Here is a 12,277-nt window from a genome sequence, read left to right on the forward strand (position 1 = left end):
CCCTCACTCCGCCAGCGGGGCCGTACCGACCACGGTGAAGCCCGCCGTGGCACCGGGCACGCCGGTGCCGGGCTGGCCGCCGCCCACGGTCAGGGTGTAGCGGCCCTCCGTCACCACCCGGTCGCCCGCCTCCGTCACGCTGGACAGGTCGCGGGGGGCGAGGTTGAAGTGGACCTTCTTGCTTTCACCCGGCGCCAAGTGGACGCGGGCGAAGGCGCGCAGGGCCCGGATTGGGGCGCCCGGTACCTGCGGAAAGCCCAGGTACAGCTGCACCACCTCATCCCCCGCCACCGCGCCGGCGTTGCGCACCTGGGCATCCACGCCCAGCGTCTCGCCCGCCTTCAGCGTGGCGGCCGACAGGGCCGGCGGGGTGTAGGCGAAGGTGGTGTAGCTTAGGCCGTGGCCGAAGGCGTACAGCGGCGTGCCGGTGAAGTAGCGGTATGTCCGCCCCTTCATGCTGTAATCCTCGAAGGGCGGCAGGCCGTCCACGCCCTTGTAGAAGGTCACCGGCAGGCGGCCGGAGGGATTGTTGACGCCCGACAGCGTCTGACCGATGGCCATGCCGCCCTGCTCACCGGGGTACCAGGCGTCGATGATGGCGTCGACATGGGCGGCGGCCCAGTTCACCGACAGGGCGGACCCGTTCATCAGCACCAGGGCCATGGGCTTGCCCGTGGCCTTCACCGCCTTCAACAGGGTCTCTTCCTCCGCCGGCATGTCCAGGCTGGTACGGTCGCCGCCCTTGAAGCCGGGGACGGTCACCGTCATCTCCTCCCCCTCCAGGGCGGAGCTGATGCCGGCCACGGCCACCACCAGGTCGGCCGCCTTGGCCGCTGCCACGGCGCGGTTCAGCGGGTCGGCCACCACAGGGTTCCATACCAGGCGGATGACGGGGCCCTTGGCCGGCGTCTGGTCGATGCGAATGGCGTAGCGGCGCCCGGCCTCGAAATGCAGGGCCTTCATCCGCGGCGTGCGCTGGCGGTCGCCGTTCTTCACCGCCTGCACACCATCGACCCACAGGGTGGCGTTGGCGCCGCTGAGTCCGATGTTGTACTCGCCCGTCGCCGGCACGGTGACGAAGCCGGTCCAGCGGGCGGAAATGGCGGCGCCCTCCACCACCGGGGTCATGTCGCGGTCCAGGTTCAGGGTGCCGTCGGTGCGGGTCACGGTCGGGGCGCCACTGAAGTCGGGGTTGCCCCAGTACTCCCCCTTCAAGCCTGGCTTGCCATCCGGACCGCTGAGGGCGCTGCCTGGGATGGTGGACGCGGAGCGCAGGAAGTTGCTGCCCGGCTCGTAAGCGATTTGGGCGTTGGGGAAGGCGGCGCGGATGCCGTCCAGCGCCGTCACCGGGTGGATGGGCTGACCGTTGTAGTTGCCCAGCAGCACGTCCACCTGGTCGGCCAGCGGGCCGATGACGGCGATCGTCTTCACCGTGGGCTTCACCGGCAGCACACCGTTGTTCTTCAGCAGCACCATGGACTCATTGGCCAGGTGCAGGGCCAGCGCCACATGCTCCGGCGAGTTCAGCTGCGTGTCATCCGCCTGGGCATAGGGCACGCTGGCCGGCGGGTCGAACAGGCCCAGGCGCATGCGGGCCGTGAATAGGCGGCGCAGGGCGGTGTCCACCACGTCCTGCGACACCAGCCCCTGGGTGATGGCGTCGCGGTAAAGGTCGAAATCATCCGGCTCATCCGGCGGGCGGTTGTACTGGGTGCAGTCGTTGTCCACGCCCAGCTTCAGCGACACGGCCGCCGCCTCCGCCAGGGTCTTGGTGTAATGGTGGCCGCGCTGGATGTCGGCGATGGCGTCGCAATCGGACACCACATAGCCGGTGAAGCCCCAGCGCTTGCGCAGCTGGTCGGTCAGCAGGAAGTCACTGGCGCAGGCCGGCTGGCTGTTGACGCGGTTGTAGGCGCACATGACCGAGGCCACCTTGCCCGTCGTCACCAACTCGCGGAAGGCCGGCAGGTAGGTGTCCTCCTGATCGTGCTTGCTGACCGTCACGTCCACCTCGTGGCGCGTCGGCTCCGGCCCGCTGTGCACGGCGTAGTGCTTGGCGGTGGCGATCACCCGATAATATTTGGGGTCGTCGCCCTGCATGCCCTGGACGAAGGCGGTTCCCAGCTTGCCGGTCAGGTAGGGATCCTCACCATAGGTTTCCTGCCCCCGGCCCCAGCGCGGGTCGCGGAAGATGTTGATGTTGGGCGACCAGAAATCCAGGCCCTGGTAGATGCGGTGCTCCGCCCCCGCCTTTTCCACGCGGTTGAACTTCACCCGCGCCTCGGTGCCGATGGCCACCCCCATCTGGCGGATGGCGTCGGGGTCGAAGGTCGCGGCCAAGCCGATGGGCTCGGGGAACACCGTGGCCTCGCCATTGCGGGCGACACCGTGCAGCGCCTCGCTCCACCAGTTGTAGGCGGGGATGTTCAGGCGCGGGATGGCCCGGGCCTGGTTGGTCAGCTGCGCCGCCTTTTCCTCCGGCGTCAGGCGGCTGACCAGGTCATCCACCCGGCGTTCCACCGGCAGGCTGGGGTCGAGGTAGGGCGGCTTGGCCGCCTCCTGCGCATGAACGCCGCCCGCGCCTGCCACCACAAATAGGGCCGCCCGCATGGCGACCCCGAACACAGAACGACCCATCCGCCCCTCCCATTGTTAGCGTTATCATTTTAAGTCCGGAACGGTCCTGGGAATATGACCGCCCCATCAAGACAGCTACGCTTTACGGTCGCCGGTCAGGCCGGTACATCGACGGCCTTGGCCGGGTCGACCGCGCGGGTGTAGCCGAAGGCGGTCGACACGGTGGCGCCGCCCTGGGCGACCGAGTCCAGGATGGCCTTCATCAACCGCATGTCCTGCAGGCCTTCCTCGCCCGTGGAGACCAGCGGCGCCTTGCCCCGCACCACGTCGGCCATCCAGTCCATCTCACGCGCGAACTGGTCGATCTCATGGATGGCCTGCACCTGCGACTGGTAGCCGGTCTGCACCGTCAGGCGGTTGCCGTTGTAGAAGGCGCCGGGGTCCGCCACCAGCCGCCCCTGCGCGCACTCCACCTGGTAGGACATGGTGGGGGCGTAGTCGAAACTGGTGGACCCGTTGGCAACGGCGCCGCTGGGGAAGCGGAACTGCCAGGCGATCAGATCCTCCACCTCGCGGAAGCGCGGGTCATTGCGGTCAGTCTGCGCCCAGGCGCGCACCTCCACCGGCTCTTCATTCAGCAGGTAGCGGGCGCCGTTGATGCCGTAGATGCCCATGTCGGCCAAGGCACCACCGCCGGACATCTTCATGTCCAGTCGCCACACGTCCGCCGGATCGCTGAGCGAGGCCTGGCGCCCCATTTGCGTGACCACCACCCGCGGCTTGCCCAGCTTGCCTGAGCGGATCAGGCGCATCGCGGCCAAGTTCAGCGGCTCATAATGGCAGCGGTAGGCGATCATCAACTTGCGGCCGGCGGCCTTGGCGGCGGCGATCATGGCCTCCGCATCCGCCACGCTGGTCGCCATGGGCTTCTCGCACAGCACATGCTTGCCGGCCTTCAGCGCGCGGATGGTGAACTCCGCATGCATGGCATTGGGCAGGACGATGTAGACGACCTGGATGCGCGGGTCGTCCACGATGCGGTCGTAAGTCTCGTAAGTGTAGATCGCGTCCTTGGCCACCCCGTGTTTGGCGGCGAGTCGCGCCGCCTTGTCGGGATGCCCACTGACCAGGGCCGCCAGTTTGGCCCGCCTGGCGTTGCGGAAACCGGGCAGGATCTGCCCCTGCGACAATCGGCCAAGGCCGACGACGGCGAAGCCCACCCCCTCCCCTTCCGCCGGACCGGCGGTGGGTGACGCGATGGCCGGGCGCATCAGCAGCGTGCCGGCGCCGGCAGCCCCCAACCCCATGAGAAGACGGCGGGAAATACCGATTTCGCTGGCGCCCGAACTGCCATCGGTCGTGGCGCTGTCGAGGGAAATGGGATCGGTCCCGGCCCCTGGAATGCGTGCGGGCATTCCCGGTCCTGTCCTCCGGACGCTCATTGTTCCTCCCGGTTTTTATGTTACCGTTATCATAGATTCATACGCCGATTGCCCCGCGTTGAAAAGGGACCGGCTGGCGGCATCCCCTGCCCCGGCCCGCCACCTTCCCTCGACGCGGCCCCTCGACGCGGCCCAGGCACCCAAGTCGCACAAGAATAAAACCGGGAGGAAAATCATGGCCCTATCCCTCAATCGCCGCGCCCTGCTGCAGGCAGGAGCCGCCACCATCGCCGCCCCTTATTTCTGGATCCCCGCCCGCGCGGACGATGGCGTCTGGTTCACCCAGACGGTGGGCCCCTTCGTGGAAGTGGAAACGTCGGCCGGCCGACTCCGGGGCGGGCACGACCGGGGCGCCCTGGCCTTCAAGGGCATCCCCTACGCCGGCTCGGTCTCGGGCAGGAACCGTTTCAAGGCCCCGCCCAGGGTCACACCCTGGACCGGCGTGCGCGACGCCACCCGCCTGGGCCCGCCCGCCATGCAGGGCCCCGGCACGACGTATGGCGAGCATGAGCCGGCCTACAGTGAGGACTGCCTGGTGCTGAACGTGTGGACACCGGCGGTGAACGATGGCGCCAAGCGGCCGGTCATGGTCTATTGCCACGGCGGCGGCTTCACCACCGGCAGCGGCGGCCAGCGCATCCAGGACGGCGCCCGCCTGGCCGCCACCTACGACGTGGTTGTGGTGGCGACCAACCACCGCCTGGGCCTGCTGGGCTATCTCTACCTGGGCGAACTGGGCGGGACGGACTACGCCACCTCCGGCAACCAGGGCATCCTGGACATCATCGCCGCGCTCGGCTGGATCAAGGAGAATATCGCCACCTTCGGCGGCGACCCCGGCAACGTCATGGTGTTCGGCGAGTCCGGGGGCAGCGCCAAGACCTGCGCCATCATGGGCATGCCAGCCGCCCAGGGCCTGTACCACAAGGCGGGGATGCAGAGCGGCCCCTTGCTGCGCGGACTGCCCAAGGACGTGGCGACGGAGACGGCGCGCCGCGTGCTGGCCGCCTTCGACATCCATCCGAAGGATTTCGCCAAGTTGCACGACGTGCCGGCGCAGAAGTTCATTGATCTGCAGCTGGCGGCGGAGAAGGGCCAGGGCCCCCTGACCGTGGCCACCAAGGAGTGGCAGGCAGGGCATCCCACGCCCAAGCCCAGCCTGGCGGCCAACCGCGCGCCCAGGCCCGGCGGCTGGGGCCCGGTGGTGGACGGGACCGTCCTGCCCCAACACCCCTTCGACCCGGCAGCACCCGCGATGGTGGCCGGCATTCCCCTGCTGATCGGCAACATGCGGGACGAGGCCGCCTTCTTCGAGCGCGACCATCCGGAGTTCTTCCACATGGACGCGGCCCGCCTGACCGCGCGGGCCCAGCAGCGCTTCGGCCCGGACGCGGAGCGCATCCTGGCCACCTACCGCCAAACCCGCCCCAACGCCACGCCGGTGGAACAGGGCATCGCCATCGAAACCGCCCTGTCCATGGGCGCCGGCACCGCCACCCTGGCCGACCGCAAGGCGGCGCAAAGCGCCCCCGTCTACCGCTACCGCAACGACTTCCAGTCCAACGTGCCCATCAAGGGCACGGACTGGACGCTGCGGGCCGGGCATGCCATCGACATCTCCATCACCTTCCTGAACACGGAGATGCCGGACCTGCAGGGCGACGGCCCCGGCCTGGTGGAAGCCGCCAAGGCCGTCAGCGGCTATTTCACCAGCTTCGCCCGCAGCGGCGTGCCCACCGCCGCCGGCCAGCCGGACTGGCCCCGGTATGAGACCAAGGACCGCGCCGTCATGCTGCTGAACAGCCAGTGCCAGGTGGCCCTGGATCCCGATGGGCGGGAGCGGGAGATGTGGCAGGCGATGGGGGTGTGAGCGCCCGCGTCAAGGATTGGGGAAATCGGCGGACAGCGCCTGGTCGCGCTGGCCCTCGATTTCCTCCAGCCGCTGGCGCAGCCGCGTCACCACCGCATCCTGGCCCCAGGCGCCCAGCACCACATGGCGGGGCGGGATCGGCCGCTGCGTGATCTCGATCATGATGTCGCTGGCCCGCACGGGATCGCCGGCCTGGGTGCCGCTGATGTCCTTGGTGGCGGCCAGGCGCTTGGCCGCCGTGTCGGCGTAATCCGGGATGCGGCTGGCCGTCTGGCGCAGGGAACGGCCGGCCCAGTCGGTGCGGAAGGGCCCCGGCTCGACACAGGTGACGCCGATGCCCAGCGGCTCCACCTCCGCCCGCAGGCTGTCGGACCAGCCCTCCACCGCGTGCTTGGACGCGGCGTAGTAGCCGGAACCGGGGTAGCCCACCAGGCCGGCGACGGAGGTGATGTTAAGGATGCGCCCGCCGCCCTGCGCCCGCATCAGGGGCAGCACCGCCCGCGTCATGGCGAACAGGCCGAAGACGTTGGTGTCGAACTGGGCGCGGATCTCAGCCTCCACCCCCTCCTCGATCGCACTTTGGTAACCGTAGCCGGCGTTGTTCACCAGCACGTCGATGCGGCCGAACCGCTCTTGCGCCGCCGCCACCACGGCGTCGATCTGGTCATACCGGGTGACGTCCAGCGCCGCCGGCATGGCCCGGTCATCGGCTGTCGCCACGATGTCGATCACCTGCGCCGCGTCGCGCGCCGTGACGACCACCCGCCAGCCGCGCGCCAGCACCCGTTGCGCCAGGATGCGGCCGAAGCCGGTGGAACAGCCGGTGATGAGCCAGACGGGGGTTTCCAAGGCGGGCGTGCGGGTGTCAGCCATGTGGGTCGCTCCGGAATGGGATCGGTACCAGGGGCCACCACCCTAAAGCAGCACCCCCATCCCCGTCCAACCGCCAAGGCGACATAGGCCCGTGGCACTTCGTTGCCGGCGCTGTCATCACTCCCTCCGCAGCCGCTTCCCGTCCCGCCCCGGCGCCTGGCCGAACTGCCGGCGGTATTCCCGGCTGAACTGCGAGGGGCTGTCGTAGCCCACGGCGAAGCCGATGGCGGCCACGTCCTCCGCCGACGCCATCAGCCGCGACCGCGCCGTCTGCAGCCGTATCTGCTTCTGATACTGGATAGGAGTCATGGAGGTGACGCCCTGGAAATGCCGGTGGAAGGAGGTGACGCTCATGCCCGCCAAGCGCGCCAGATCCTCGATGCGGAAAGCCTCGGCGAAGTGGGTGCGAATCCACCGGATGGCGCGGCCGATCTGGGCCATGCGGCTGTCGGCGAGGCCAATCTGGCGGACCATGGCGCCTTGCGGCCCGTTGATCAGGCGCCAGAGGATTTCGCGCTCGATGGCCGCCCCCAGCACCGACAGGTCGGCCGGCCGATCCACAAGGCGCAGCAGGCGGATGACGGGCTCCACCAAGTCATCGCTGAGGTCGCTCACGGCGATGCCGGGCGGGCCGGACTTGGGCACCGGCCCGCTTCCCACCTCCAGCAACAGCGACGCGATGGCCTCGGCCCGCAGGGTGATGCCCAGGCCCAGGTAGGGGGCCTCAATCGAGGCCTCGGCTACGTGCGCCTCCAACGGCAGGTCGACGGAGACGATCAGGTACTGGCCGGCGCCATAGCTGAAGACGCGGTCGCCCAGGCAGACCCGCTTGGCGCCGCGCGCCACCAGGGCGAACACCGGTTCGCTGACCTCCGCGATGGGCGGCGTGGGCGCGGTGGCCGACAGGAGGGTGAGGCCCGGCAGCGCCTGGAACGCCGGGGCGTCCAGTTTGCCATGGCGGGTCATCAGCCGTTGCAGCTCGGTCAGCAGGAAGGGGTCCATGCCGGCAACCATAGCGCATGTGCGGACATCTGTGTGTGATCCTCTCCATTTTGGCAGGATCATGCATTCATCCGGCAGGCCCGTTCTACCGCCCCCAGCTGGTTCTCTGATCCTAATGGGGCAGCTGAAATGGAGTCTTCCCATGAGAACGCCATGAGAAAAGATGTCAGTTTCCCCAGCGCCGGCCTGAAAATCGCGGCGCACCTTTACATGCCGGACGCCCCCACAGCGCAGCCGCGCCCCGCTATCATCGTCGGCCACCCCGGCAGCGCGGTGAAGGAGCAAACTGCTGGCCTCTACGCCCGTCACCTGGCGGACCTAGGCTTCGCCACCCTGGCCTTCGACGCCGCCCACCAGGGCGAGAGCGAAGGCCAGCCCCGGGGCCTGGAAGACCCGGCGCAACGGGTGGAGGACTTCAAGGCCGCCGCCTCCTATTTGAGCGCGCTGGACACAGTCGACCCGGCCCGCATCGGCGCCCTGGGCATTTGCGCTTCGGGCGGCTACGTCATCGCGGCGGCGGCCACCGATACCCGTATCCGCGCGGTGGCGACGGTCAGCGCCGCGGATATCGGCCGCCATTTCCGCCACGGCGCCGACGGCACGCTATCCCCCGCTGTGCTGCGGCAGATGCTGGACGCCTCCGCCACGGCCCGCACGGCGGAAGGGCGGGGCAATAGCGTGGGCGCCCTGCCCCTGTTCCCCGCCACGGCGGAAGAGGCCCTGGCGCAGGGACTGCACGCCTTTGAGGGCTATGAGTACTATTGCACCGACCGCGGCCGGCACCCCCGCTCCGCCAAGACCCTGACCTGGAGCAGCATCGACCGCATCGCCGCCTTCGACGCCTTCCGCTTCATCGACATGATCGCGCCCCGCCCCCTGCTGCTGGTGGTGGGCAGCGAGGCGGTCACCGCCTGGATGGCGCAGGAGGCCTTCCGCCTGGCGCGGGAACCCAAGCAATGGGCCTGGATCGAGGGCGCCACTCACGTTGACCTCTATGACAGGGAGGTGCCCGTCGCGGCGGCGGTGGAAAAGCTTTCCGCGTTCTTCGCCGGGAACCTCGCCGGCCAGGGCGGGCTGTGATAGCGCCGCCGCTGGGCCGGAGTGACGGCCGTCAGCGACAGCCGAGCGACGGAGCATGTGTCCTCCCCGGCCATTCACGACGGCCCAGGGGGCATTCATTGACCAACCTTACCACCATCCGACCATCCGAACCCCGCGATGGGGCCAGGGTCCTCGACATCTGGCGCCGGGCGGTCGACGCCACGCATGACTTTCTGACACCGGCGGACAAAGTAGCCATTGATGCGGAGGTGGCTGGCTTCCTGCCAACGGCCCCGCTATGGCTGGCCGTCGATGCCGCCGACCGGCCCCTCGGCTTCATGCTGCTGAACGGCGCGCATATGGAGGCGCTGTTTGTCGATCCCGACCATAGGGGTACCGGGGTCGGGCGGCGGCTGGTGGCCCATGCCCTGACCCTGCACCCCGTGCTCACCACCGATGTGAACGAGCAGAACGGCCAGGCCGTGGGTTTTTATGAGCGGCTGGGCTTCCGCCCCACCGGACGCTCCGCCCTCGATGGCCAGGGGCGGAGCTATCCGCTCATTCATTTGCGATCGGGCGGTTGACGGCCAAGATCACATCCCGACGCCACATTGGGCGTCACCCATGGGTGTCCAGGAAGGCGCGGATGGCGGCGACCGTCGCCGCCGGCTGTTCCTCCATCAGCCAGTGGCCAGACTGGGGGATGACCAGTTCCTGCACATTGCTGGCGGCAGCGCGCGCCACCACGGCCATGGTGGGACCGAAGGAATGGTCGCCGCCGATGGCCAGCACCGGCATGCTGAGCGGCCCCTGCGCCAGGAAGGCCTGGTCGTCCTTAACGTCCTGGTCGAAGGCCTTGAACTGCTCGAACCCGGCATGCATGGCGCCGGGCCGGGCGTAGAGGGCCGCGTAATGCTGGCGCGAGGCGTCGTCGAATTTGCGCGGGTCGGCGGAGAACTCGTTCCAGAAACGGTCAAGGTAGATGCGCTCCCGCCCCGCTACCAGCCGTTCCATATCCGGCCCGCCGAAGCGGAAATGCCAGAGCAAGGGGCTTTTCAGGATCTCATCCCACGGGCCGACGCCGGGAATGGGTGCGTCCATCAGCACGAACCGCGTGACGCGATCGCGGTTCTGGGCCGCGAAGGCGTAGCCCACCATGTTGCCGATGTCGTGGGTGACCAGGTCGACCTTGCCGATACCCAGCGCGTCCAGCACGCCCGCGATGTCCTGGCCTTGCGTCTTCTTGTCGAAACCGCTGGTGGCCCGCGCTGACAGGCCCATGCCGCGCAGGTCGGGCACGATCACGGTGTGATCGCGCATCAGGTCGGCCGCCAGTGGCGCCCACATGTCACCGGTCTCGCCATAGCCATGCACCAGGACGACGGCGGGCCCCGCGCCACAAACGCGGACGTGCAGGGTGGTCCCGTTGGTCGGAACCTCCCGCGCGTGGCAGGGGGGCGGGAACGGCATGACCTTGGCCTCAGCGGCCCCAAGGCCCAGGCAGCACAGGGCGGCCACACTCGCGGCGAACAGTTTCAGCATGGGCGGTAATCCTCGCGAAACAGAGGGGCGTCAGCCCTCTCCGGATTTGTCCGCGCCATCCCTACACCGGTTCGCGCCCCCCCGATTGTAAGCCCATACTTCGTTTGGACCATCCTTGCCGGCTTTTTGCTGCTGCGGCGGCGGATGTCAGGAAACGGCGGCCTTGCCCTGCCGGCGCAGGACGATGACCTGGACGGTCACGCCGATGACCAGCGCGGCGAAAAGGCCCGCCTGCGCGCCGAGCAGAAGCGGCGACTTCAGGTCGGTGACCAGGGGGTGGCCATCGGGGACGCGGCGCAGGGTTTCGCTGACCGTCGGCACCATCAGCAGGAAGGCCGTCAGGCTGAGGAAAACCGTCTCCAGATAGGTGGCGGCACGCCCCAGGCCGGGAACGCGCCCGACCCCATATCCGGCGAGCAACAGCAGGATGGTCACCACCGCGATGCCGTAACTGACGGATTGGTGGGCGACCAGGAACACCGTGAGCCCCCCAATCAGCATCGACACGAAATAGACGGCGCCCGGCCCCGACCGCGGCACGATCCGCCCGTGACGGGCGAACATGTACAGGGCCAGCGGAATGGCGGGGAGGCTGCCGAGCGTATGCACCCAGCCCAGGGGGGAAATTCCAAACATGTCGATCTCCATGAATTCGGAAAGGGGAATTGCGGTTGCCGGAAAACATCCGACTAGTAGGTAGGTACCTTGGACGCACAAAGATGCCGCCCGGCATCAGGGCGGCATCCCTATCGGGCGGAAAGCCGGTCCAGCAGGGGTGTCGTGACGACCCCGAACATCTTCGGGTCGCCGTAGGCCCGCGCGGAGAGCATGGCCCCATGGACGGCGGCCATGAACGCCTCCGCCTCCGCCCGCGGCGTGCCGCTGAGGCGAAGCTGGCCCTGCTGCGCCCCCCGCTCGAATACTGAGGTCAGCCAAGCCGACAGGAAGCGGAAATGAGCCCGGACTTCCAGCGCCACCTCTTCCGGCAGGATGGGCAACTCGCTGGCCAACAAAGCACAAATGCAGAAGGTCGCGCTGGCGTCGGTGATGCATCCCTCCCAATACCCCGCGTAGCCGCGGAGCTGTCCAAGAGGGTCGGGGACATGGCGTTCCAAGTCCGCGATCCCGGTCCGCGCCTCTTCCCGATAGCGGGCGACCAGCGTGCGGACCAGATCCACCTTGTTGGGGAAATGGTGGTGGATGCTGGCCTTGCGGATGCCGACGACGGCGGCGATATCGGCGTAGCTGAAGCCGTTGTAGCCGCCCGCCATGACCAGCGACCGCGCGCAGGCTAAAATCTCATCGGCGGTAGAGGATGGTGTGCTCATGCGCCAAAACTACCTACTAGTAGGCAGCACGTCAAGCACTGATGATGGGGAAGGTGGCTGACCATGCCCCTCCCCGGTCCAACAACCCAAATGCCCGGTTACCGGTCCCCAGCGCTCTCCGGCGCCGGTGCGTCCTCAAAGTCCGCCATCTCGTACAGCGGCCTAATTTCGATCTCGCTCGGTCCCGGCATGGGGTTCGGGCAGCGCTTCACCCAGGCGACCGCCTCCGCCATATCCTTGACCTCCCATAGCCAAAAGCCCGCAACCAACGCGGCGGCCGGGGCGAAAGGCCCATCGATCACCGAACGGCCGGGACCGTCGAAGGCGACGCGCTTGCCGTGCGAACTGGGCTTGAGGCCATCGGCCATCACCAGGATGCCGGCGTCGCGCAAGTCATCATTGAACTTTCCCATCGCCGCCATCATCTCGGCCATCCACTCTTTCGCGGGTAGCCCCCTTTCGCTGTCTTCGGTCGCCTTCACCAGCACCATCACACGCATCGCCTGCCTCCTGGGGTTGGAGCCGGCCCCGCCGGCCTTGTATCGAAACGACGAATGACGTGTCCCGCCGCCGACACCGTCCGGCACATTTTCATGGGCAGG

11 protein-coding genes are annotated in these 12,277 nt (G+C 68.4%); 3 read left to right on the plus strand and 8 right to left on the minus strand.

Going from position 1 to position 12,277, the window contains the following annotated elements; genetic code table 11:
* Nucleotides 1–3: 3 nt before the first annotated feature.
* Entirely contained in the window at nucleotides 4–2,637 is a 2,634-nt protein-coding gene (locus tag FBZ87_RS07495) for a glycoside hydrolase family 3 C-terminal domain-containing protein (protein ID WP_211106868.1), read from the minus strand.
* A 95-nt stretch (nucleotides 2,638–2,732) separates the two neighbouring features.
* Complete coding sequence (locus FBZ87_RS07500; protein WP_211106869.1) at nucleotides 2,733–3,992, minus strand: Gfo/Idh/MocA family protein; 1,260 nt, start codon at nucleotides 3,990–3,992, stop codon at nucleotides 2,733–2,735.
* A gap of 202 nt (nucleotides 3,993–4,194) precedes the next feature.
* On the opposite strand from FBZ87_RS07500, the gene FBZ87_RS07505 reads away from it, so the two are divergent.
* Nucleotides 4,195–5,889, plus strand: coding sequence for a carboxylesterase/lipase family protein (locus tag FBZ87_RS07505; RefSeq protein WP_186454630.1), 1,695 nt, complete (start codon nucleotides 4,195–4,197; stop codon nucleotides 5,887–5,889).
* 9 nt (nucleotides 5,890–5,898) lie between these two features.
* Here FBZ87_RS07505 and FBZ87_RS07510 read toward each other — a convergent pair whose 3' ends face one another.
* Both FBZ87_RS07510 and FBZ87_RS07515 read right to left on the minus strand, forming a co-directional pair.
* Nucleotides 5,899–6,762 (minus strand): oxidoreductase, encoded by an 864-nt coding sequence (locus tag FBZ87_RS07510; protein WP_145609669.1) that lies wholly within the window; start codon nucleotides 6,760–6,762, stop codon nucleotides 5,899–5,901.
* Between the two features lie 117 nt (nucleotides 6,763–6,879).
* Entirely contained in the window at nucleotides 6,880–7,764 is an 885-nt protein-coding gene (locus FBZ87_RS07515) for an AraC family transcriptional regulator (protein WP_145609670.1), read from the minus strand.
* A gap of 153 nt (nucleotides 7,765–7,917) precedes the next feature.
* On the opposite strand from FBZ87_RS07515, the gene FBZ87_RS07520 reads away from it, so the two are divergent.
* Together FBZ87_RS07520 and FBZ87_RS07525 are read left to right on the plus strand one after the other, a co-directional pair.
* Nucleotides 7,918–8,844 (plus strand): alpha/beta hydrolase, encoded by a 927-nt coding sequence (locus FBZ87_RS07520; RefSeq protein ID WP_145609671.1) that lies wholly within the window; start codon nucleotides 7,918–7,920, stop codon nucleotides 8,842–8,844.
* Between the two features lie 98 nt (nucleotides 8,845–8,942).
* Entirely contained in the window at nucleotides 8,943–9,389 is a 447-nt protein-coding gene (locus tag FBZ87_RS07525) for an acetyltransferase (RefSeq protein WP_145609672.1), read from the plus strand.
* A gap of 34 nt (nucleotides 9,390–9,423) precedes the next feature.
* Here the strand turns inward: FBZ87_RS07525 and FBZ87_RS07530 are convergent, their stop codons facing one another.
* The 4 genes from FBZ87_RS07530 to FBZ87_RS07545 form a co-directional block, all read right to left on the minus strand.
* Nucleotides 9,424–10,347 carry an alpha/beta fold hydrolase gene (locus FBZ87_RS07530; protein ID WP_145609673.1) on the minus strand — a complete coding sequence of 308 codons (924 nt, stop codon included), beginning with the start codon at nucleotides 10,345–10,347 and terminating at the stop codon, nucleotides 9,424–9,426.
* Between the two features lie 147 nt (nucleotides 10,348–10,494).
* A complete protein-coding gene (locus tag FBZ87_RS07535; RefSeq protein ID WP_145609674.1) occupies nucleotides 10,495–10,983 on the minus strand; it encodes a hypothetical protein in 489 nt (162 codons plus the stop codon).
* Between the two features lie 110 nt (nucleotides 10,984–11,093).
* Complete coding sequence (locus FBZ87_RS07540; protein ID WP_145609675.1) at nucleotides 11,094–11,675, minus strand: TetR/AcrR family transcriptional regulator; 582 nt, start codon at nucleotides 11,673–11,675, stop codon at nucleotides 11,094–11,096.
* A 98-nt stretch (nucleotides 11,676–11,773) separates the two neighbouring features.
* Nucleotides 11,774–12,175: a YciI family protein gene (locus tag FBZ87_RS07545; RefSeq protein ID WP_145609676.1), complete on the minus strand. Its 402-nt coding sequence runs from the start codon at nucleotides 12,173–12,175 to the stop codon at nucleotides 11,774–11,776.
* Between the last annotated feature and the right edge of the window lie 102 nt (nucleotides 12,176–12,277).

It is taken from the genome of Nitrospirillum amazonense (genome assembly GCF_007828035.1).
Lineage (GTDB): Bacteria > Pseudomonadota > Alphaproteobacteria > Azospirillales > Azospirillaceae > Nitrospirillum > Nitrospirillum amazonense.